At 62.3% G+C, this 20,514-nt stretch carries 21 protein-coding genes and 1 other RNA gene; 10 read left to right on the top strand and 12 right to left on the bottom strand.

Annotated features, from left to right (window positions below; genetic code table 11):
* Positions 1 to 28: 28 nt before the first annotated feature.
* From smpB to ACRDT3_RS06370, 3 genes are all read left to right on the top strand, one after another.
* On the top strand, positions 29 to 508 hold the full coding sequence (gene smpB, locus ACRDT3_RS06380) for an SsrA-binding protein SmpB (protein ID WP_431492178.1): 480 nt from the start codon (positions 29 to 31) through the stop codon (positions 506 to 508).
* Positions 509 to 621: 113 nt separating this feature from the next.
* Positions 622 to 990: a transfer-messenger RNA gene (ssrA, locus tag ACRDT3_RS06375) on the top strand.
* Positions 991 to 1,166: 176 nt separating this feature from the next.
* A complete protein-coding gene (locus ACRDT3_RS06370) occupies positions 1,167 to 1,640 on the top strand; it encodes a DUF2568 domain-containing protein (RefSeq protein ID WP_431492177.1) in 474 nt (157 codons plus the stop codon).
* A 47-nt stretch (positions 1,641 to 1,687) separates the two neighbouring features.
* Here the strand turns inward: ACRDT3_RS06370 and crcB are convergent, their stop codons facing one another.
* From crcB to aroA, 7 genes are all read right to left on the bottom strand, one after another.
* On the bottom strand, positions 1,688 to 2,068 hold the full coding sequence (crcB, locus tag ACRDT3_RS06365; RefSeq protein WP_431492176.1) for a fluoride efflux transporter CrcB: 381 nt from the start codon (positions 2,066 to 2,068) through the stop codon (positions 1,688 to 1,690).
* Complete coding sequence (locus ACRDT3_RS06360) at positions 2,068 to 2,529, bottom strand: fluoride efflux transporter FluC (RefSeq protein WP_431492175.1); 462 nt, start codon at positions 2,527 to 2,529, stop codon at positions 2,068 to 2,070. The genes crcB and ACRDT3_RS06360 overlap by 1 nt, the downstream gene beginning before the upstream one ends.
* Positions 2,526 to 3,020 (bottom strand): universal stress protein, encoded by a 495-nt coding sequence (locus ACRDT3_RS06355; RefSeq protein WP_431492174.1) that lies wholly within the window; start codon positions 3,018 to 3,020, stop codon positions 2,526 to 2,528. The genes ACRDT3_RS06360 and ACRDT3_RS06355 overlap by 4 nt, the downstream gene beginning before the upstream one ends.
* A gap of 74 nt (positions 3,021 to 3,094) precedes the next feature.
* On the bottom strand, positions 3,095 to 3,724 hold the full coding sequence (locus tag ACRDT3_RS06350; RefSeq protein WP_431492173.1) for a metal-dependent transcriptional regulator: 630 nt from the start codon (positions 3,722 to 3,724) through the stop codon (positions 3,095 to 3,097).
* 14 nt (positions 3,725 to 3,738) lie between these two features.
* Complete coding sequence (locus ACRDT3_RS06345; RefSeq protein WP_431492172.1) at positions 3,739 to 4,545, bottom strand: inositol monophosphatase family protein; 807 nt, start codon at positions 4,543 to 4,545, stop codon at positions 3,739 to 3,741.
* 14 nt (positions 4,546 to 4,559) lie between these two features.
* A complete protein-coding gene (gene rsgA / locus ACRDT3_RS06340; protein WP_431492171.1) occupies positions 4,560 to 5,651 on the bottom strand; it encodes a ribosome small subunit-dependent GTPase A in 1,092 nt (363 codons plus the stop codon).
* Entirely contained in the window at positions 5,651 to 6,967 is a 1,317-nt protein-coding gene (gene aroA / locus ACRDT3_RS06335) for a 3-phosphoshikimate 1-carboxyvinyltransferase (protein ID WP_431492229.1), read from the bottom strand. The genes rsgA and aroA overlap by 1 nt, the downstream gene beginning before the upstream one ends.
* Positions 6,968 to 7,259: 292 nt before the next feature.
* Between aroA and ACRDT3_RS06330 the strand changes: the two genes are divergently transcribed.
* Complete coding sequence (locus tag ACRDT3_RS06330; RefSeq protein WP_431492228.1) at positions 7,260 to 7,916, top strand: sigma-70 family RNA polymerase sigma factor; 657 nt, start codon at positions 7,260 to 7,262, stop codon at positions 7,914 to 7,916.
* 1 nt (position 7,917) lies between these two features.
* The gene (gene rsrA, locus ACRDT3_RS06325; protein WP_105658379.1) at positions 7,918 to 8,178 is read left to right on the top strand and encodes a mycothiol system anti-sigma-R factor; all 261 of its coding nucleotides are present in this window, start codon (positions 7,918 to 7,920) and stop codon (positions 8,176 to 8,178) included.
* Between the two features lie 73 nt (positions 8,179 to 8,251).
* On the opposite strand, the gene ACRDT3_RS06320 is transcribed toward rsrA, so the two are convergent.
* The 3 genes from ACRDT3_RS06320 to ACRDT3_RS06310 all read right to left on the bottom strand — a co-directional run bounded on the left by ACRDT3_RS06320 (position 8,252) and on the right by ACRDT3_RS06310 (position 13,003).
* Positions 8,252 to 8,326, bottom strand: a complete 75-nt coding sequence (locus ACRDT3_RS06320; RefSeq protein WP_369299107.1) for a 50S ribosomal protein bL37 — start codon at positions 8,324 to 8,326, stop codon at positions 8,252 to 8,254.
* A gap of 98 nt (positions 8,327 to 8,424) precedes the next feature.
* On the bottom strand, positions 8,425 to 9,030 hold the full coding sequence (locus ACRDT3_RS06315) for a GDSL-type esterase/lipase family protein (RefSeq protein WP_431492170.1): 606 nt from the start codon (positions 9,028 to 9,030) through the stop codon (positions 8,425 to 8,427).
* Positions 9,031 to 9,244: 214 nt separating this feature from the next.
* Entirely contained in the window at positions 9,245 to 13,003 is a 3,759-nt protein-coding gene (locus ACRDT3_RS06310) for a multifunctional oxoglutarate decarboxylase/oxoglutarate dehydrogenase thiamine pyrophosphate-binding subunit/dihydrolipoyllysine-residue succinyltransferase subunit (protein ID WP_431492169.1), read from the bottom strand.
* Positions 13,004 to 13,432: 429 nt separating this feature from the next.
* Between ACRDT3_RS06310 and ACRDT3_RS06305 the strand changes: the two genes are divergently transcribed.
* The 5 genes from ACRDT3_RS06305 (at position 13,433) to ACRDT3_RS06285 (ending at position 18,360) form a co-directional block, all read left to right on the top strand.
* The gene (locus tag ACRDT3_RS06305) at positions 13,433 to 14,755 is read left to right on the top strand and encodes a hemolysin family protein (RefSeq protein WP_431492168.1); all 1,323 of its coding nucleotides are present in this window, start codon (positions 13,433 to 13,435) and stop codon (positions 14,753 to 14,755) included.
* Positions 14,748 to 15,821: a hemolysin family protein gene (locus tag ACRDT3_RS06300; protein ID WP_431492167.1), complete on the top strand. Its 1,074-nt coding sequence runs from the start codon at positions 14,748 to 14,750 to the stop codon at positions 15,819 to 15,821. The genes ACRDT3_RS06305 and ACRDT3_RS06300 overlap by 8 nt, the downstream gene beginning before the upstream one ends.
* Positions 15,822 to 15,951: 130 nt before the next feature.
* Entirely contained in the window at positions 15,952 to 16,785 is an 834-nt protein-coding gene (locus tag ACRDT3_RS06295) for a metal ABC transporter ATP-binding protein (RefSeq protein WP_431492166.1), read from the top strand.
* Between the two features lie 9 nt (positions 16,786 to 16,794).
* Positions 16,795 to 17,652, top strand: a complete 858-nt coding sequence (locus tag ACRDT3_RS06290) for a metal ABC transporter permease (protein WP_431492165.1) — start codon at positions 16,795 to 16,797, stop codon at positions 17,650 to 17,652.
* Positions 17,653 to 17,730: 78 nt separating this feature from the next.
* The gene (locus ACRDT3_RS06285; protein WP_431492164.1) at positions 17,731 to 18,360 is read left to right on the top strand and encodes a maleylpyruvate isomerase family mycothiol-dependent enzyme; all 630 of its coding nucleotides are present in this window, start codon (positions 17,731 to 17,733) and stop codon (positions 18,358 to 18,360) included.
* 59 nt (positions 18,361 to 18,419) lie between these two features.
* Here the strand turns inward: ACRDT3_RS06285 and ACRDT3_RS06280 are convergent, their stop codons facing one another.
* On the bottom strand, positions 18,420 to 19,880 hold the full coding sequence (locus ACRDT3_RS06280; RefSeq protein WP_431492163.1) for an HNH endonuclease: 1,461 nt from the start codon (positions 19,878 to 19,880) through the stop codon (positions 18,420 to 18,422).
* 115 nt (positions 19,881 to 19,995) lie between these two features.
* The gene (locus ACRDT3_RS06275; protein ID WP_431492162.1) at positions 19,996 to 20,421 is read right to left on the bottom strand and encodes a Fur family transcriptional regulator; all 426 of its coding nucleotides are present in this window, start codon (positions 20,419 to 20,421) and stop codon (positions 19,996 to 19,998) included.
* Between the last annotated feature and the right edge of the window lie 93 nt (positions 20,422 to 20,514).

Raw genomic sequence — 20,514 nt, 5'->3', positions numbered from 1 at the left:
AATCCGCCCGCGACATGCAAGGAGTAACGTGGCTAAGAAGAATCAAGAAGATCGAGTAATCGCGAGTAACCGCAAGGCGCGCCACGATTTTGAAATCCTCGACACCTTCGAAGCTGGCATGGTGCTCTCGGGTACTGAGGTGAAGTCGCTACGCGAGGGCAAGGCCTCGCTCGTTGAAGGTTTCGGCCAGTTCTACCGTGGTGAGCTGTACATAGAGAACGTCTACATCCCTGAATACCTCAATGGATCGTGGACCAATCACGCGGCCCGTCGCCGCCGTAAGCTCTTGCTGCACCGCCAGGAACTGCTCAAGATTGAACGCAAAATCAGTGAAGCCGGCCTGACCGTCGTCCCGCTGAGCTTGTACTTCAAATCTGGCCGGGCGAAGCTGGAAATCGGCGTTGCCCGCGGTAAGCGCGAATACGACAAGCGGCAGACCCTGCGTGAAAAGCAGGATAACCGTGAGGCGTTGCGTGCCATGCGCGAACGCAACCGCGGAAACGCTTAAGACTAGGTTGTGGTGCATTTCGCATTGGGGTAAACCCGCGCAATGCGCTATGATTGATAGACACGCCCTAGGGTGTGGTTGTACCCGGGAAACCGGGACTGACAACAAAATACGGGGATGATCGGTTTCGACGGTGTGAGTCGCGACAGATGAAGCGGGCCGAGGACGCAAAGTTATCTCGTAAACGCTCTTTGCAAACCAATAAGTGCCGAATCAAAGCGCACTGACTTCGCTCTCGCTGCCTAAGCAGCCAGACGGTCCGTTAGCCAGGGGACGCTATCGCCCCTGTTCCTAACGTCATTTAGATAGCCAATGTATCCAGCGGATGTTGCCGCTGCTGGATACACATTTAGGCAACTGTGCCCGGATCAACCACATGTTTGCGTGATGGTTGGGGCAGAGAAAATCCGCAGCAAACTGCGCCCGGAGAAGACCTGGCAACACCACATCGGACGGGAGTTCAATTCTCCCCATCTCCACAATATTCAGCTCTGGAACCAGGCCCAAAAGCCTGGTTCCGGAGCTTTTTGTTTGCCTCGAAGTCCGCCGTCACATCGCGAGCCTGTTCGCGGGATGGAGAATTTACACATAGACTTGAGATGAAAGTCTAAGGCTTTGAAACGACAGCGTGTGCAGAAACGGAGTGAGATTGAAGTCGATGGGTAAAAACAGTTCCCAGCGGGTATCGCCTTTCCTTTCAGCAAGCTATGCGGCAGTTGCCTTCCTCTTGGAAGTGGGATTGCTTTTCGCCGCGGCACTAGCCGCTATCGCTTTCATCCCATGGCCGACGATTCCAGCAATCCTTGTGGTAGTCGTTCCGCTGTTGATCCTGTGGTCGATCTTCTTCTCGCCGAAGGCCGTCATCAAGCTGCGGCTGCGAACCCGTCTGCTCCTGATCCATATCATTTACCTCGTCGGCGCCTACGTGCTGTGGCTGAGTGTCGATCATTCCTTCTACGATCAATCGCAGATTTGGGCGATCGGGATGCTCTCGTTGACCGGCCTTAGCGCCATTCTGGTTATCGCCACCGGCGGCTACGTGGTCCCGCACGACCGTACCAAGCAGCCACCGAAACAAGGCCAGAGCCGAGCACGAGCAGGCGCTCCCAAGGGACGCCGGGCAGCACGCTAGGACTGCTGGAATGCCAAGCCGAAAGGCTTGGCATTTGTTGTTTAAGGCTAGAAGAACCCAACGAGCTGGAAGCCGAGCAATGCCGCGAGCACCGCTCCAGCCAAGGTCCCCAAAGCATTGACCAGGCTGGCTGCGAGGCGGCCCGCCTGGAGCAGCCGGACAGTTTCGAAACTGGCCGTGGAAAACGTCGTGTAGCCGCCGAGCAGGCCTGACCCTATGGCCGCAAGCCATTGCGCCGACAACAACTGCTGCGCCATCAGCCCGGTCAGCGCACCCAGGGCGAAGGAACCGGAGAGGTTGATAAGGATCGTGCCCCAGGGCAGAGGGGCTGGAAGCCACTGCTTGACCAGGGCATCAAGCACGAAACGCAGGCAGGCGCCGAGGCCACCGCAGAGCGCAACGACTAGAAATAAGCCGGGGGAGAGCACTAGTCCAGCCCTCCCGATTTTCGGGCCACGCGCTTAGCAGCGGCGGCGATTCCACACCAGGTTGCCAATGCGCCGAAGAACACCGTGAGCAGCGCATAGCCCAGAGCCGGGAGCGCCGCTCCGGATGCGAACATCTGCATGCTGTCAGTGGCCAGCGCGCTGTAGGTGGTGAAGCCGCCCATGAAACCGGTACCGAGCAGCAGCCGCAGCCGACGGCGCTTGCATTCGTCTGGACCGCGACGAGACAGCGCTTCGAGCAGCATGCCGAGCAGGAAAGCTCCCAGCATGTTGGCTGTGAAAATCGCGACCGGGAAACTGCCGACGGCAGGCAGCAGCATTCCCAAGGCTTGCCGGCAGGCAGTGCCTGCAGCGCCGCCAATGAACACCAATAGCAGGAGACGCGGGTTGAGGTAGGAACGCTGCGCGGTGCTCTGGGCAACGGGTGTTGGCGGGTGGGTCATGAACTCTGAATCTGTTCTGCGCGGCGGGGTGGGCGTGGCGGGATTAAGAGCACCGGATGGCGCTGTCGACGGGTCAGATGCACCGCTACGGAGCCGTTGAGCAGCTCGCGGATGCTGTTGGCCATGGAACGCTCTCGAACTCCGAGCACAATCAGCGCCGCGTCATGCTGCAGGGCAAGATGCGCCAGCTGCTGCCCCGGCCCACCGGCCGTGGCGTGCGCCTGCCACTGAAGTCCGGACCCGTCGAGCTGGGCTTCGAGCTGCAGCAGAAGTTGTGCCGGGAAGCGCTCTATGGCTTCGTCCCCGGATTCAGGGTCCAGCGGTGCGCTGCGGACTGTGCCATCAGGCAGTTCTTCCAGCGGATAGCGGGTGGGATCGACATGAACGCAAAGCAACGGCGCTCCGAGCGCACCGGCCAGTTCTGCGGCTGCGGCCAGAACGTGGGGATCGAGGTGATCCGGGATGCCCAGAATGACCGGTCGTGTTTCCATCGGTCCTCCCCTTTGCAGTCAGGCGCGCCTTGCTGCGCGCCGCTGTTTTTCATTCTTGCACAGCCGGCATGCAGCTAGGCCTTGCGCACCCAGATCAGCGAGGCCTCAATGAAATCCAGCTGATGCGGCAGATCGACGACCGCCCCGGGCACCAGCCCTTGGGCGGCGGCACGACGCAGGAACTGCGGGTCTTCATCGCTGATCCGGTCGATGACGGCTCGGGCTCCGGAAAAGCGGTCCAGGCGGATCGCCCCGGAGACCGGCAGTTCCCCTTCGGCGCTGGGAATCGCGTCGCCATGCGGATCGTGGCGCGGGTGGCCCAGCCGGGCATCCAGGGCGTCGATGAAGCGGTCGGTGACGGTGTGCTCCAGGGCCTCGGCCTCGTCATGCACCTCATCCCAGCCGTAGCCCAGCTCATCGCGCAGGAAGGTTTCCAGCAGGCGGTGGCGGCGCACCATGCGCAACGCCTCGCGCCGGCCGGTGCCGCTGAGCGTAATGGCCCCGCGCGGCACGTGATGGACCAGGTGCTTGGCTGCGAGCTTTTGCACCATGGCGGTGGCCGAAGCCGGGGACAAGCCCAGCTGGTCGGCCAGCGCGCCGGTGCTCACTTCGGTGTCTTCCCATTCGGTGAGCAGGTACACCGCCTTGAGGTAGTCCTCTTCGCTGGTGGTCAGCCCGGCGGGCCCGCGTCGTGCAGTTGCCATCGTCGTTGCGGTGCCTAGCGGCGATTCAGGTAGGGCAGGATCGCTGCGTGCAGCTTGCCGTTGGTGGCCAGGGCGTTGCCGCCATGGCAGCCCTCTTCTCCGGCCACCGAGGTGAAGCGGCCCCCGGCTTCGCGCACAACCGGCACCAAAGCGGCCATGTCGTAGAGTTCCAGCTCCGGTTCGAATGCCGCGTCGACCGCGCCTTCGGCCAGCAGCGCGTAGGACAGGAAATCCCCGTAGCCGCGGGTGCGCCAAGCGGTATCCAGCAGTTCCAGGAAACCATCGAGCTTGCCGGCGTCCTTCCAGCCGTTCAGCGAGGCGTAGGCCAGCGAGGAGTCCTGCAGCTCGCTCACCGAGGAGACGTTGACCTGGCGGGTGGCGGTGGAACCGACGGTGGCGCCCGGTTCGGTGACGAACGCGCCCAGGCCGGTAGCTGCATGCCAGCGGCGGGTCATTGCCGGGGCGGAGATGACGCCAAGCACCGGTTCGTCGTCGATCAGCAGCGCGATCAACGTGGCCCAGACCGGTACGCGGCGCACGAAGTTCTTGGTGCCGTCGATCGGGTCGATGACCCAGCGCCGGGAGCCGGTGCCGTGCACGCCGAATTCTTCGCCGAGCACCGAATCATCCGGGCGGTGGGCGGCCAGTTCGGCCAGGATCAGCTGCTCGGCGCCGCGGTCCGCATCGGAAACCGGGGTCATGTCCGGCTTGGACTCGACCACAAGGTCATTGGCGCCGTAGCGGGCCAGGGTGAAGGCATCGACCTTGCCGGCCAGGGCCAAGGCGAAGTCGAGATCTTGCTGCAGGGTGTATTCAGCCATGGTGTTGCGGGCGCCTAGAGCGCGCCGAGCTCCTTTTCGTGCGTGGTTTCCTCGGTGGTGACCAGCCGGCGGTAGGAGGCCAACCGGTCTGCGGCTTGGGTGCCCTGGGCATTTTCGGCCCAGGCTTCCAGCGCGCAGCCGGCCTCGCCGGCGGCATGGGTGCAGCCGCGCGGGCAGCCGGTGGCGATTTCGGCCAGGTCCTCGAAGGCAGCCAGGATATTGTCCCGGTCCACCAGCCCCAGCCCGAAGGAACGGATGCCAGGGGTATCGATCAGCCAGGATCCCGGGGTTTCGCCCAGGCGCAGGGCCAGGGCGTTGGAGGAGGTATGGCGTCCGCGGCCGGTGACCGCGTTGACGTGCCCGGTGGCGCGGGTCGAACCGGTCAGGGCGTTGACCAAGGTGGACTTGCCCACTCCGGAGTGGCCCAGCACTACCGAGACGCAGCCGGAGAGCAGCTCTTCGAGCTCGGCCAGCGCGCCGGCATCCAGCCGGGCACTGGAACCGTCGGCGCCGCGCGCGTCCACACCGGAGGCATCGGCCGTGGTGGTGCGGGAGATGACCACGGGGAAGTCCAGCCCCTCGTAGTGCTTGAGAAACCCGGCCGGATCCTTCACATCGGCCTTGGTCACGCACAGCACCGGCTGGATGCCGGCGTCGAAGGCGGCTACCAGCGCGCGGTCCACGAAGCCGGTGCGCGGCTCGGGGTTCGCGGCGGCCACGACGATGACCAGCTTGTCCACATTGGCCACGACCACGCGCTCGGTGGCGTCGGTGTCATCGGCGCTGCGGCGCAGCAAGGTGGAACGCTCCTGGATGCGCACCAGGCGCGCCAGGGTATCGGGCTTTCCGGAGGTGTCGCCCACCAGCCCCACCAGGTCCCCGGGCACGATCGCCTGGCGGCGCAGCTCGCGGGCCCGGGCGGCGATGACGATGCGCTCATTGGCGGTGTCCTCATCCAGGATTGCGGTGTAGCGGCCGCGGTCCACGGTGATGATGCGGCCGATGACCGCCTGCTCGTAGGCCGGGCGGTCCTTGGTGCGCGGCCGGCTGCCCTTCTTGTTGGGGCGGACGCGGACCGAGGATTCGTCGTAGTCGGAGTAGCGCATTAGCCCTGGCCCTTTGCGGTAGCTGCCATGGCGCTCCAGAGCTGCGGGAAATCCGGCATGGTCTTGGCGGTGGTGGCGATATTTTCTACGCGCACCCCGTTGATGGCCAGGCCCAGCAGGGCGCCGGCGGTAGCCATGCGGTGGTCCTCGTAGGACTCGATATCCGCTGCCTGCAGGGCTCCGGGAACGATTTCCAGGGCATCAGCGGTGGCGGTGGCTCGCGCGCCCACCTTGGACAATTCGGTTTCCAGGGCGGCCAGCCGATCGGTTTCATGGCCGCGCAGGTGCCCGATGCCGGTCAGCTTGCTCGGCGAATCGGCCAGCACGCACAGTGCTGCCAGGGTAGGGGCCAGCTCGGAGGCATCGGCGTAGTCGATGCCGCGGATCACTCCGGTTCCGCGCACCGTGAGCACGCCGTTATCGCCGTGGCTGACCTCCGCTCCCATCGCGGTCAGTATTTCCACCCACTTGCCGCCGACCTGGGTGGTCTTGGATGGCCAGAAGGGAACGCGCACGGTGCCATTGCTGGCCAGCGCGGCTGCCAGGAACGGTCCGGCATTGGACAGGTCGGGTTCGACGGTGACGGTGAAGCCCCCAAGCCGGCCCGGGGCGATGCTCCAGCCGCGCGCATCGGCATCGACATGCACGACTACGCCCAGTTCGCGCAGGGTCTGAACGGTCATCGCGATGTGGTCCGGGGAGGCGATCGGCCCTGGCGCGGCGCGCAGCTTCAGCCCGCCGGGCAGGGCCTGGCCGACCAGCAGCAGCGCGGAGATGAACTGGGAGCTGCCTGAGGCGTCAATGACCACCTCGGCATCCTGCTTCAATTCGCTGGCGTCAATGGTGAAGGGCAGCATGCCGGGGGTGCCGGCATAATCGATACGGGCGCCGATGGCTGCTAGCGCGTCCAATACCGGGGCCATGGGCCGCACGCGGGCCGCAGCGTCGCCATCGAAGGCCACCTTGGCGCCGGCGACGGCAGCCAATGGGGGAACGAAGCGCATGACCGTGCCGGCCAGTCCGCAGTCGATCGCCAGCGGGCCGGTGGCCAGCTGGCCCGGGGTGATGGCCACGGTGGTGGAGCCATCGGCCTGCTCGGTGCGCTCGATCCCGACGCCGAAGCCGGCCAAGGCGCGCAGCATCAGCTCGGTGTCGCGGCTGATCAGCGTGTTGTGGATCGTGGAAGGAGAGGAGGCCAGGGCCGCAAGGATCAGATACCGGTTGGTCAACGACTTCGAAGCTGGCACCGGGACGGTTGCGTCCAGGCCGGCGGCGGCAAAGGGCGCTGCCCACCAGTTCTTTTCTGCGTCGTGCAGCTTATCGGTGGGGCTCCCGGGGGCGCTTGCAGTGCTGATTGGTAGATCCTTCGGCTCGAGGCTTCAATTCGGGGCCGCCAGCAGTACCGCAAGTACTGTGCGCCCACTGCCTAATTCTAGCCGAGATCGGCGCGGGAATAAGGCTTTAGCCCGGCTGGTTGTACCTAGTGTGACGATACGACAGGACACTTCAAACGCTGGCGGTACCGCTTGCGCGATTGCCGAGGAACCGCGGCCGGCCCGGGCCCGCGCTGGCACGCGCATAAAGCCGGTCGAACGCGTAGACTCGGCAATGATGAACAACAAGAGTGTGGACGAGAATTTGCCCGACGTGGCCTCTGAGTCCGAGCAGCAGCGCCGCGAACGCTTCGAGCGTGACGCGATGCAGTACGTGGACCAGCTCTATTCGGCTGCCCTGCGCATGGCGCGCAACCCGTCGGATGCCGAGGATTTGGTGCAGGAAGCCTATACCAAGGCCTATTCCGCCTTCCACCAGTACAAGCCAGGCACCAACCTGAAGGCGTGGCTGTACCGCATCCTGACCAACACGTACATCAATTTGTACCGCAAGCGCCAGCGCGAACCACTGCGCACTTCCACCGATACGGTCGAGGATTGGCAGATGGCCCAGGCCATGGAGCATTCGCCGACCGGCTTGCGTTCGGCCGAGGCCGAAGCGCTGGACCACCTTCCGGATTCGGATGTGAAAGCTGCGCTGCAGTCGATCGGCGAGGATTTCCGCATGGCCGTCTACTTCGTGGATGTCGAGGGCTTCAGCTACAAGGAAGCCAGCGAGATCCTGGGCGTGCCGATCGGCACCGTGATGTCCCGGTTGCATCGCGGACGCAAGAACTTGAGGGAACTGCTGGCGGATTACGCCGCAGATCGTGGGATCGCCACCGGCACCCAGAGCAAGAGTGCCGCCAAGGCTGACCGAGGAGCGAAATAAGATGGATTGCAATTCAATGGGTGATTGCGCCGATGACCGCATCGTCCGCATCTACGAGTACCTCGACGGAGCGCTGACGCTGGATGACCTCAAAGAGGTCAAGTCCCACCTCGACGGCTGCCCTGAATGCACCGAGCAATACGATCTGGAGTGCATCATCCGCTCGGTGGTGCGCCGCAGCTGCCAGGAGCATGCCCCGCAGACCTTGAAGGCCAGCATTATCGCGCGGATCTCGCAGATCCGGGTGGAATCAGGCCACTAGCAGGGCAAAGAGAAACCCCGCATCTTTCGAGAAGATCTCGAAGGGTACGGGGTTCTTTTTATGTTCGCATCGCTTAGCTGTTTGGGCGCTTGCCGTGGTTGGCACCGCCACGCTTGCGATCGCGACGCTTACGAGCGCGCTTCGACATGGTGACTCCTTAGAGGGATCAATATTGCTTCCCGAAAATTCGGGCCGGCTCATAGTCTTTCACACTTTTAGCCCTTTTTCCTAACGGACCGGCGGTCTCTAGCCCTCGCCTGGCTCGGGCAAGTCCAGCCAGGAATACCAGCCGCGGTGCAGCACCAGCCAAGCCATCAGGCCGTAGCCTGCCTGGCCGGGCACTCCGCCGGAAGCGTTCAGATCGGCACGCCACTGGGCATGGGAACGCAGGGGAGTGAAGGTATCGACGTAGTGGTGGTTGCGGCGCAGCGCCACATCCGAGTACACGCGGTTCAGTTCCGCCACGCGCTGGTTGCGCGCATCATCCAGGCCCGGGGCCGGGCCGACCAGCAAGGCCTTGATGTTCATCTGCGAGGCCGAATCCAGGATGTTGGCCAGGTTCAGCCGGCTGCGCGCGGTGGTGACATCCAGATCGACGTCTCGGTCGGACAGCGCGATGACCAGGCGGTTCTCGTACTGGTCGCTGAAGCGGCGGGAGGCTTCCCCCAGCCAGCGTTCGGCCAGCGCTTCGGATCCCTCTGCCGGGGAAGCCAGCACGAAGGACTGCAGGCGCAATGCCGGGTCCTGGGTGCGGGCCATGACACGGCCGAACCAGCCCAGGCCTCGCGGGTCGCCATGTCCGGCCAGTAGCTCATCTCCGATTGCGGTAATTCGGATTGTGCGTAACTCCAACTGGGCGACCTTTCGTTGGCTCAAAAATGTTGAATCGATCCCCACCTTAGCAGTCGGAACCCTGGCATCGCGGGAGGCGGTCATTGGTTAAACCCCACAATTCCCTGCGAAAAACCAGCGTCGGGGTTAAAACGCTGTTGCCGGCGAACCTCCGAGGTGTTACCCCGGATAGTTCGCCGGCAACAGTTGGCCAGCAGCGTTCAGGCGATGCGATTTAGCGGGCGAATGCCTGCTGGATCAGCACTGCGTTTTCTGCGTCGTGGCGCTTTGCGGTACCAGCGGAGGTCGCAGCCGATGCCGGGCGGGAGATCAAGGTGATCTTCTGCTCCAGTGCCGGTGCAACGTACAGGCCGAAGAACGGCCATGGACCCTGGTTCGCAGGTTCGTCCTGGACCCAGGCAACCTCGGCGTTCGGGTACTTGGCCAGTTCGGCAGCGATCTGCTCGGCCGGAGCCGGGTAGAGCTGCTCGACGCGTACCAGTGCCGTCTTGGTGTCGTTCGCCTTGGTGCGAGCTGCCAGCAGGTCGTAGTAGACACGACCCGAGCACAGCAGCACCTTGTCCACGGCGTTCGCATCGGTGATCGACGCATCGCCGATGACCTCGCGGAAGCCGCCGGTGGTGAAGTCCTCCACCGAGCTTGCCGCGGCCTTCAGGCGAAGCAGCTGCTTCGGGGTGAAGACGATCAGCGGCTTGCGTGGACGGGCGTAGGCCTGGCGACGCAGCAGGTGGAAGTGGTTTGCACCGGTGGAAGGCTGGGCAACAACCATGTTGTTCTCGGCGCACAGCTGCAAGAAGCGCTCGATGCGGGCCGAGGAGTGGTCCGGGCCCTGGCCTTCGTAGCCGTGCGGCAGCAGCATGACCAGCGAGGAGGACTGCGACCACTTCTGCTCTGCCGAGGAGATGAACTCATCGATCACGGTCTGCGCGCCGTTGACGAAGTCGCCGAACTGCGCTTCCCACATGACCAGTGCATCCGGGCGTTCTACCGAGTAGCCGTACTCGAAGCCGAGCGCAGCGTATTCGGAGAGCAGGGAGTCGTAGATCCACAGCGGAGCCTGGCCTTCGGCCAGGTGATGCAGCGGGTACCACTCGGTGTCGTTCTCGCGGTCGTGGAAGACTGCGTGGCGCTGCACGAAGGTGCCGCGGCGCGAGTCCTGGCCTGCCAGACGGACCGGCACGCCTTCCATGGTCAAGGTGCCCAGGGCTGCCAGTTCTGCGAAGCCCCAGTCGATTCCGCCTTCGCGGGACATCTTCTCGCGGCGCTCAAGCAGCGACTTCAGCTTGGTGTGCATGGTGAAGCCGGCTGGGATATCCAGGTGGGCGGCACCAATCTTCGCCAGCGTCTGGGCCGTGATGGCCGAGCCGCGTGCGCCGTCGACGGTGTTCTCGTCGGCAGCCTGAGCGAATGGCTTCTCCAGGTCGTTGATGGTCGAGCCCGGGGTGATGATCGGGATCGGCGAAGTCTGGGCTGCATGCGTCTCGGCGAAGATGCGCTCCAGGTTCTCCTTGTACTCGGCCAGTACGTTCTCGGCTTCTTCCTGCGTGATGTCGCCGCGGCCCACCAGGGCCTCGGTGTACAGCTTGCGGGTCGAGCGCTTGGCTTCGATCAAGTTGTACATGATCGGCTGGGTCATCGAAGGGTCATCGCCTTCGTTGTGGCCGCGGCGGCGGTAGCACACCAGGTCGATGACGACGTCCTTGCCGAACTTCTGGCGGTATTCGAAGGCCAGCTGGCCCACGTGCACCACGGCCTCCGGGTCATCCCCGTTGACGTGGAAGATCGGAGCCTGCACGGTGCGTGCCACATCGGTTGCGTACACCGAAGAGCGCGAGGAGCTCGGAGCGGTGGTGAAGCCGATCTGGTTGTTCACGATCACGTGAACGGTGCCGCCGGTCTTGTAGCCGGGCAGCTGGCTCATGGCCAGGACCTCGGAGACCACGCCCTGGCCGGCGAATGCGGCGTCGCCGTGGACCAAGATCGGCAGCACGGTGTTCTTCTGGTTCATGCGGTCCAGCTTGGCGCGGGTGATGCCCTCCAGCACTGGATCGACTGCTTCCAGGTGCGATGGGTTGGCGGCCAGGTAGATCTTGGTCTGGTTGCCCGCATCCGAGGTGTACGAACCCTCGGTGCCCAGGTGGTACTTCACGTCGCCCGAACCCTGGACCGAGCCCGGGGTTGCGGTGCCTTCGAATTCGCGGAAGACCTGTGCGTAGGTCTTGCCGGCGATGTTGGTCAGCACGTTCAGGCGGCCGCGGTGGGCCATGCCGATCGCGACCTCGTCCAGCTGCTCGTCGGCTGCGTCGGAGATGATCGCATCCAGCAGTGGAATCAGCGATTCGCCGCCTTCCAGCGAGAAGCGCTTCTGGCCAACGAACTTGGTCTGCAGGAAGGTCTCGAAAGCCTCAGCGGAGTTCAGCTTGCTCAGGATGCGCAGCTGCTCTTCGCGGCTTGGCTTGGCATAGCCGGATTCAAGCTTTGCCTGGAACCATTCGCGCTCTTCGGGGTTCTGCAGGTGCATGTACTCGGTGCCGATGGTGCGGCAGTAGGCATCGCGCAGCACGCCGAGGATGTCGCGCAGCAGAGCGCGGTCCTTGCCGCCCAGGCCGCCGGCCAGCCATTCGCGGTCCAGGTCCCACAGGGTCAGGCCGTAGGAATTGATGTCCAGGTCCGGGTGCTTGCGCTGGACGTATTCCAGCGGGTTGGTATCGGCCATCAGGTGGCCGCGCACGCGGTAGGAGTTGATCAGGTGCTGGATGCGGGCAACCTTGTTGACCTGCAGGTCGATGTCGACCTGGTTGTCAACTGCCCAGCGAACCGGCTCGTAAGGGATGCGCAGCTGCTCGAAGATCTCGTCGTAGAAACCCTGGTCGCCCAGCAGCAGCGACTCGACCAGCTTCAGGAATTCGCCCGAACCTGCACCCTGGATGACGCGGTGGTCGTAGGTGGAGGTCAGGGTGATGTGCTTGCCGATGCCCAAGGCAGCCACGGTCTTCTCCGAGGAGCCGCGGTACTCTGCCGGGTATTCCAATGCGCCAACGCCGATGATCGCGGCCTGGCCCTTGGACAGGCGTGGAACCGAGTGAACGGTTCCGATGCCGCCTGGGTTGGTCAGCGAAACGGTGGTGCCTGCGTAGTCGTCAGCGGTCAGCTTGTTGCCGCGGGCGCGCTTGATCAGGTCTTCGTAGGTGGCCCAGAACTCGTTGAAGCTCAGGGTCTCGGCAGCCTTGATGTTCGGCACGGCCAGCATGCGGGTGCCATCTGGCTTCGGCATGTCGATTGCGATGCCGAAGTTCACGTGGGCTGGCTGGATCGCAGTTGGCTTCTTGTCGACCACGTCGTAGGTGACGTTCATCGATGGGATCTGCTTCAGCGCACGGATCACGGCGAAGCCGATCAGGTGGGTGAAGGAGATCTTGCCGCCGCGAGCGCGCTTGAGGTGGTTGTTGATGACAATGCGGTTGTCGATCATCACCTTGGCCGGAACGGCACGCACGGTGGTAGCGGTTGGCACGGTGAGGGAGGCATCCATGTTGGTTGCGATGGCCTTCATTGGGCCACGCAGCGGGGTGCGCTTTTCCTCACCGAAAAGTTCGGTGGAAGGCGTAGCCTTCGGAGCCTGTGCCGGGATCGGCGCAGTCTTCGGTGCCGGCTCGGCCTTCTTGACTTCAGCGGCCGGAGCTGGTGCTGCCTTGGCAGCCGGTGCTGGTTCGGCGGCACGGGCCTGGGCTGCGGCGCGTGGAGCGCCCTGGCCATTAGCAGCAGGAGCTGCGGCAGGTGCTGCCGCGGCTGGCGCCGGCTGCGCTGCCGGTGCTGCTGGTGCCTTCTTTTCGGCGGCGAGAGATTCGAAAATATCCCACCATTTCTTATCTACCGAGTTCTTGTCGACGAGATACTGTTCGAACAGCTCGTCTACTAGCCACTCGTTTCCACCAAACTCTTCAGTAAGTCGGTGGTGTGCTTGCTCTGGCACGTGCAACGCCTCTTCCCTGATTTCTACGTTGTTCTAGCTTGAGCCGGTGGTCTTTCGAGGACGTGATACGACCACTGCGGCCCACAAGATTTCTAGACCTGCGCACCAGTCTAGTGACTTTTTCTCCCAGTTGGCCACGGCACGTATGTAATGTCACGAAAGTGTTGCGCTTAACATGCCGTTCAGCGTATCCAAAGCACCGCTGAGCGAGCATGTGTCGAAGTGGTGCGCATTGGCCCTTCGTTCGATAGACTAATTCGCACTATGGAATCTCACTCTCCAAGCCGGTGTGCCGCCCGAGGGCGCAGTGCCGGCCACAACAGTCCATGTTCAGGAAGTTCTGCCTCCCGTTTGGAGCCTTCTAGTTGCCGCCCTATCGGCACTGAAACTGAACTTCGCACGCCAGTAAATAGGTGGCGGTAAACACCTATGGAATGGCTCTCAATACTTTTTGGCCTGCTGCTGATTCTCGGCACCGGCTTCTTCGTGGCCGTGGAATTCTCCTTGGTCGCCCTGGATAAAAGCACCGTGCAGCGTGCCGTAAATGACGGCGAACGTGGCGCCAAGCCACTGCTGCAGTGCCTAACCTCCCTCTCCACCCAGCTTTCCAGCTGCCAGCTGGGCATTACGCTGACCACGCTGCTGACCGGCTACGTGCTTGAACCGGCCATGAGCGCACTGCTCGAGCCGTTGATGGAAAAATTCGGCATTCCGGCCGCAAGTTCGCTGGCCATTGCCGTGGTGATCTCGATGGTCGTAGCGACCTTGCTTTCGATGCTGATCGGCGAGTTGGTCCCGAAGAACATGGCGATCGCCCAGGCAATGAAGGTTGGCAAGTTGCTGGCCCGCCCGCAGCTGGTCTTCACCGCCATCTTCAAGCCGGCCATCATCGTGCTCAACGGCTTCTCCAATGCGGTTCTGCGCAAGTTCTTCGGCCTGGAAGCCAAAGAGGAAATCTCCGCGGCCCGTTCCTCGCAGGAATTGGCATCGCTGGTTCGCCGTTCGGCGCAGCTGGGCACCTTGGATGTGCAGACGGCACGCTTTGTGGAATCCACCATTGAATTCTCCGAGCGCACCGCGGCCGACGTGATGACCCCGCGAACCTCGATGTCCACCATCGATTCCGAGGCGGCCCTTTCCGAGCTGATCGAGGTCAGCGCGGACACCGGCTTCTCGCGTTTCCCGGTCACCACCGGATCCACCGATGAAATCCAGGGCATCTGCCACGTCAAGGCAATTGTCTCGGTGCCCCGTGAACGCCGCGCAGCGCTGCAGGTGGGCGAGTTCGCCCGCGACGCGCTGTACGTGCCGGAAACTATCCACTTGGACGTGCTGCTCGAGCAGCTGCGTGCCGCCGAATTCCAGGTCGCGATCGTGATGGACGAATACGGTGGAACCGCAGGACTGGTGACCCTCGAAGACCTGGTTGAAGAAATCGTCGGCGAAGTATCCGATGAGCACGACGAGGATGAGGAAGAAGCCGTCACCCAGCCCGATGGCAATTGGCTGTTCCCGGGCATGTACCGTCCGGACCAGGTCAACGAGAACTTCGATACTGACATCATCCCGGAAGAATCGACCTACGAAACCATCGGCGGCTTCATGCTCGCCGAACTGGGCCGCTTGGCAGAACTCAATGACCGGGTCACCACCGAGCATGGCACCTTCACGGTGACCGAGCTTGATGGCCGCCGTATCTCGCAGGTTCGTTTCGAACCAGCAGCACCAGTGCCGGAGGTTGGCAATGAGTAACGTCATGGGCCTGATCTGGCTAGTTGTACTGCTGGCCGGCAACGCTTTCTTCGTTGCCGGCGAATTCGCGGTAATGAGTGCACGTCGTTCGCAGATTGAACCGCTGGCCGACGAGGGCAATAAGCGGGCAAAGATTGCGCTGTACGCCATGGAGCATGTTTCGATCATGCTCGCGGTGTGCCAGCTGGGCATTACCGTCTGCTCGCTGCTGATCCTGAACATTTCGGAGCCAGCGATCCACCACCTGCTGGCCGAGCCGCTGACCTTGATCGGCATGGCCGAATCCGCCGCGGACACCGTAGCGTTCCTGATTGCCTTGATCCTGGTGACCTTCCTGCACGTGACCTTCGGCGAAATGGTGCCGAAGAACATCTCGGTTTCCGTTGCGGATAAGGCCGTGCTGCTGCTGGCCATGCCACTGGTCGGACTGTCAAAGGTGCTCAAGCCGATCACCGCTTCGCTCAACGGCATGGCGAACCTGGTGCTGCACGCCTTCGGTATTGAACCGAAGGATGAGGTGGCCAGCTCGTATACCGCCGCTGAAGTCCGCTCGATCATCGATACTTCCTCCGAGGAAGGCGCGCTGGATGAGGACGATGCCGCGCGCTTGACCAAGGCGCTGGAATTCTCCTCGGTTACCGCACGCAGCTGCATGGTTCCGCTGGATGACCTGTTCACCTTGGAATACGGGCAGACCACCGCACGCGCATTCGAGAAGAAGGTCGGCAAGACCGGATTCTCGCGCATGGTGATCACCAAGAACGAAGTTCCGGTGGGCTACTGGCATGTGAAGGACGTGATGCTCATTGATGATGCCCACTCCACGCAGCCACTGCTTGACTTGCCATTGCACCCGCTGGGCCGGTTGGAGCAGGACACCGAAATCGAGGCCGCTCTGGAAGCGATGCGGCAGGAAGGCAACCACCTTTCGGCGGTTGTCGACGAGTCCGGGGAAACTCTGGGCGTGGTCTTCTTGGAAGACGTTATCGAGGTGCTGGTCGGTGAAATCACCGATACCACGCGAAAGCGCGTCAACCCGCCTCGCAGCGAAAAGCGGGCAAAATAGCTATAGCTCACGCCTGAGCGCATATTGCGAATGACTCGCAACTGGTAGGATTGACTGCGGCACCCATTGCGGGTGCCGCAGTTTTTCGTTGCCGGCCCATCCTCAGCCAGCGCAATCTAGAAAGCAGTCAATGACAGAGACCCCCATCGTCAAGTTTGAAGACGCGCGCCTTGCCTATGGCTCGCGCGTGCTCTGGGATGAACTCAACCTGTCCATAGCGGCGGGGGAGTTCCTTGCAGTTCTAGGGCCCAACGGCTCGGGCAAGACCAGCTTCATCAACACGATGCTCGGCACCACCGCGCTCAATCGAGGCCGCGTCTCGATCGCAGGGGAGCCGGTGCGCAGGGGATCGGCCGCCGTAGGCTTGATCCCGCAGCAGCGCCCCTTTGGGGACAACGTTCCCCTGCGCGCCCGCGACCTGGTGGCGCTGGGGCTGGATGGAACCAGGCCCGGGATTCGCATGGCCCGCAAGGCTGTACGCAACAAGGTCGATGAGCTGCTGGAACTGGTAGGTGCTACCGCCTACGCCAACCGCGCGGTGTCCGACCTTTCCGGAGGCGAACAGCAGCGCCTGCGCGCCGCACAGGCTTTGGCCGGTGATCCCCGGGTCCTGCTATGCGATGAGCCGTTGCTCTCCCTGGACCTGAATCACCAGCAGGCAATCAGCGAAGTGATTCACCGCCAGGCCGCAGAGCGCGGCAGCGCGGTAGTCTTCGTGACGCACGAGATCAACCCGATCCTGCCGTATGTCGACCGTGTCTTGTATCTGGCCGAAGGCCGCTTCCATCTGGGCAGCGTGGATGAAGTCATGCAATCCTGTGTGCTCACCGAACTTTACGGTGCTCCGGTTGAGGTATTGCGGGTGAATGGCCGCATCGTGGTTGTCTCGGGCGATGGCAATCGGGCATTGCCAGCCGACGGGCACGACCACGTTGAAGAAATCGATCTAGAGACCGGAAAGTAGGAGCAGGACATGAACTTTTCGGATCTGATCGAGAAGGCATTCAACTTCCAGGACTACGGACTGCTGCTTCCGCTGGTTACCAATTCCTTGATTGCCGGTGCCGTCCTGGGCGTGGTTGGCGGGCTGATCGGCATCTTCATCATGATGCGCGACATGGCTTTCGCCGTGCACGGCATCGCGGAGCTGTCCTTTGCGGGTGCGGCCTTCGCACTGCTCATCGGCGCTGATGTGGTGACCGGTTCGGTCTTCGGTTCCATGATCGCGGCCTTGATCCTTGGCATCCTTGGAACCAGGGCCAGGGATCGGAATTCCATCACCGGCGTGCTGATGCCTTTCGGCCTTGGCCTGGGCATCTTGTTCCTCTCGCTGTATGAAGGGCGAAGCGCCAACAAGTTCGGCCTGCTGACCGGTCAGATCGTGGCCGTGGATGACGTGCAGCTGACCGGAATGCTGGTCCTTTCGGCAGTGGTCGTTATCGCGCTGCTGGTTATTTGGCGTCCGTTGACCTTCGCTTCTGTTGACCCGGTGGTTGCCAATGCCCGAGGCGTGCGCACCGCTGGCCTGTCCATTGTCTTCATGATGATTCTGGCGCTGGCCGTTGCCGTGACGATTCAAGTGGTCGGTGCCTTGCTGGTGCTGGCGCTGCTGATCACCCCAGCCGCTGCTGCCATGCGCGTGACCTCCAATCCGGTCATCACCGTCGTGCTCTCCATTGTGTTCGCAGAACTGGCTGTAGTGGGCGGAATCCTTCTGGCATTGGCTGGTTCTCTGCCGATCAGTCCGTATGTCACCACGATTTCATTCGTGATCTATGTGGTCTGCCGTGGAATTGAAGCTGTGCGTTCCCCGCGCCGCCACCAAGTCTAGGAGCTGCTTCCCGCAGGCGCGCCTCCACTGTTTTAGAGCCCGATTGACTAGCAGGCAGCCGAACCTCCAAGCTGGGGTATGAGCAAAATTCCAGCCAGTGAAATCTGGCCATTGGTCCATGCCGAACGCCTTGCCCTGATCGATGATCTGGGAACTTTGAATGCGGAACAGTGGGAATTTCCCTCCCTCTGCGGTGGGTGGAGCGTCCATGACGTGGCTGCGCATTTGGCAGATAACGCGCGTGCGACGTTCTTCCGCCTGCTTGTCGCGATGGCCAAGGCTGGATTCAGCTTGGACCGCCAGAACGACAATGGCGTGGCTGCTGTGAAAGCGGCGACTCCTGCAGGGACATTGCAGAAGCTTGTCGAGGTAGCAGCTTTGCGTGATACCCCACCCGTGCCGATAGCGAGCCGATTGGTCGAGGAAATCGCTCACGGGGAAGATATCCGTCGCGCCGTGGGCCTGAAACGGGTCTATCCTGCAGAATCCCTGGAGCCAGCAATCCGATATCAGGCTGCCACCCCGCAAGGTGTTGGCGGTTCCAAGGAATTGGCGAGCAAGGTCCAGCTGTGCAGCCAAGACGAGAGTTTCCGTTTGGGCATCGGTCCGCAGATCGTGGGAACCCGACTTGAATTGCTGATGCTGGTTTCCGGCCGCGGCAAACATGCTGAAGGCCTGTCAGGTCCGGGATTAGCCTTCGTGCGCTAAATGGCAGAAGTGAGAACGATGCCGCGCGGCATCAGCGCCATAAAAACTCGTGTCGCGGACTAGGCTTCCATGAATCCTGGCTCATCGGGCTGGTTGAGCCGTTCCTTGAATTGAGCGAGCCACTTCGAGTCGCACATCAATTGCGGGAACGGCTTATGCAAGTACCCGGTTGCCGGCGGAGCGGTAGAACGGTATGACATTGCCGAGCCCGGGCAGATCATCATCGAATGCCGATTCCGGAAAGCGGTGTACTCGTACCAGCCGGTGGCTTGCTTTGCCTTATTGCAGATCGCGCAACGGCCCGATGAGTTGGACACGCTCGTCTTGCCGCCGCGGGCATACTGGGTCACATGGTCCGTTTCTTCGACCAGCCCGTCGCAGAACGGGGTCCGGCAGTGCCGGTCGCGGATCCTGATGAACTTCTTGAGCTTTTCCGGGAAGATCCGGGCTTTTGAATCCATCGTGATCAGTTCCTGATCCCCGGGGGCGGTATAAAGACGAGTGATCTCGGTCATTACTTCGATCCGCTCAATATTCTCCGGGGTGAGCTCGGCTTCCATTTCTTCGAAGGTCAGCTCGTTGGGAATCTGGTGGCCGCCAATCAGTTCCCGGGCTGTCTGCGCGGGGATGAAGCCATAGCCTTCCAAATAGGCCGGTTCCCGATCGCCCATGAACAACGATTTATCGGTCATGATCAGCCCGAGCTGGACGTTGATCGCCTGTTCGCTGTCTTCACCGAAGAACATGTAGCGGGCCAGCAAGTCGGCCTGGATCTGGGTGCGGGTGCGTGCATCACCTTTGCGCTTGATCCTGAACGACTGGTCTCGCAACATCATCTGCAATCCGGTGCCGCCCACAATGGGCAGGCGCGCTTGGAGGAAAACGCAACCTGCTTCCCGGTCCTTGCGGAATCGAACATAGCGTTGGGCGTTGGCTTCCTTGAGCTTCTTGTCTTCGCGGTCCGAGATGTACTTGATGGTGAAGTTGGTGACGGTTTCCTTGATGCGCTTAGGTCCCATGGATTCAAACATGCCTGGGTTCTGCCCGTAGATCGCATCAAACTCAGTGCGGCGCAACGGCCGGACGTCCTGCAATGGAGTCAGCATTGCCTGGATCTGCGCCTCGGTGAACTCACCGCGAGAATACGCGGCGGAAATGCTGGGGGTGTCTTCGAAGAGGATGCGGCAGTTGATCAGGTAGTTCCTGGAACCGTGTTGGGTCCGTTTGCGGGCAATGGCGATGCGGCTGGCCGCTCCGCGGACCTGGTCATCGATGTTGGTGCCCCGCTCTTCATTCTCGCGCAGGACTTCTTTCTCCAGCTGATGAGCCAGGCCAGCTTGCGCGTAGCGCAGGGACGAGATGGTCCCTTCGATGGATTCGATGGCTTGGGCGCATTCGGCTTTGCTGCCGTGGTCCTGGACCCATGACAGATCGTTCTGCAGCTGGATCAGGTGGGATTCGAGATCCGGCTGATTTGCTGGGAGTGCTACGCCGCTTCCGTGCGCCATTGCTTCGGACATATCATCAGTATACGCCTTTTATTCGAATATGTCTTCGAATATTTTCCGTGGGGATAACCAATTCCAGGGTCGAGAATTTCCCCCCCCCGGGATCCCGGGTCCGGCAATGTACGGCCTAGGCAGCAGGGGTGGAATCAGCCTTGGCTTTGGCACGGCAGTCGGCGCAGAGGCCGTAGATTTCCACGGTGTGCTCGGGATCGGAGAAGTCGTGTTCCGCCGCGACACGGGCGGCCCAGCGCTCGACGGAAGGGGCAAGCACCTCGACGGTCTTGGAGCAAACGCGGCAGACCAGATGATGGTGGTGGACCTCGGTGACGCACTGGCGGAAGCGGGCTTCGCCATCTCCGCTGCGCAGCACATCGACCAGGCCATCGTCGGCCATGGACTGCAGCAGGCGGTACACGGTGGCCAGCGAAACCTTCTTCTCGGAATCCTGCAGCCAGCGATGCAGCTGCTGGGCGGTGGCGAAATCATCGACTTCGCTCAGGGCCTCGGTGACGGCCAGGCGCTGCTTGGTGACCCGGGTTTCTGGCTGGGACATCGACGTGCACCATTCCTTGGGGTTGTTGCGGTCCGGCGACCAGCCAGCGAACTGGGCCAATCACCTGCGGTTTCCCCCAATTTTAGCCAACTT

This window comes from Glutamicibacter sp. (genome assembly GCF_050701915.1).
Taxonomy (GTDB): domain Bacteria; phylum Actinomycetota; class Actinomycetes; order Actinomycetales; family Micrococcaceae; genus Glutamicibacter.
Note: the sequence above shows the minus strand (reverse complement) of the source record. Positions and strands in the feature narration are given on the sequence as shown.

Bases quoted from the DNA above. Each gene is read 5' to 3' on its own strand.
- ACRDT3_RS06370 (WP_431492177.1), top strand. From the start codon at position 1,167: ATGGGTAAAAACAGTTCCCAGCGGGTATCGCCTTTCCTTTCAGCAAGC.
- ACRDT3_RS06360 (WP_431492175.1), bottom strand. From the start codon at position 2,529: ATGACCCACCCGCCAACACCCGTTGCCCAGAGCACCGCGCAGCGTTCC.
- ACRDT3_RS06355 (WP_431492174.1), bottom strand. From the start codon at position 3,020: ATGGAAACACGACCGGTCATTCTGGGCATCCCGGATCACCTCGATCCC.
- ACRDT3_RS06350 (WP_431492173.1), bottom strand. From the start codon at position 3,724: ATGGCAACTGCACGACGCGGGCCCGCCGGGCTGACCACCAGCGAAGAG.
- ACRDT3_RS06345 (WP_431492172.1), bottom strand. From the start codon at position 4,545: ATGGCTGAATACACCCTGCAGCAAGATCTCGACTTCGCCTTGGCCCTG.
- rsgA (WP_431492171.1), bottom strand. From the start codon at position 5,651: ATGCGCTACTCCGACTACGACGAATCCTCGGTCCGCGTCCGCCCCAAC.
- ACRDT3_RS06330 (WP_431492228.1), top strand. From the start codon at position 7,260: ATGATGAACAACAAGAGTGTGGACGAGAATTTGCCCGACGTGGCCTCT.
- rsrA (WP_105658379.1), top strand. From the start codon at position 7,918: ATGGATTGCAATTCAATGGGTGATTGCGCCGATGACCGCATCGTCCGC.
- ACRDT3_RS06305 (WP_431492168.1), top strand. From the start codon at position 13,433: ATGGAATGGCTCTCAATACTTTTTGGCCTGCTGCTGATTCTCGGCACC.
- ACRDT3_RS06300 (WP_431492167.1), top strand. From the start codon at position 14,748: ATGAGTAACGTCATGGGCCTGATCTGGCTAGTTGTACTGCTGGCCGGC.
- ACRDT3_RS06295 (WP_431492166.1), top strand. From the start codon at position 15,952: ATGACAGAGACCCCCATCGTCAAGTTTGAAGACGCGCGCCTTGCCTAT.
- ACRDT3_RS06290 (WP_431492165.1), top strand. From the start codon at position 16,795: ATGAACTTTTCGGATCTGATCGAGAAGGCATTCAACTTCCAGGACTAC.
- ACRDT3_RS06285 (WP_431492164.1), top strand. From the start codon at position 17,731: ATGAGCAAAATTCCAGCCAGTGAAATCTGGCCATTGGTCCATGCCGAA.
- ACRDT3_RS06280 (WP_431492163.1), bottom strand. From the start codon at position 19,880: ATGTCCGAAGCAATGGCGCACGGAAGCGGCGTAGCACTCCCAGCAAAT.
- ACRDT3_RS06275 (WP_431492162.1), bottom strand. From the start codon at position 20,421: ATGTCCCAGCCAGAAACCCGGGTCACCAAGCAGCGCCTGGCCGTCACC.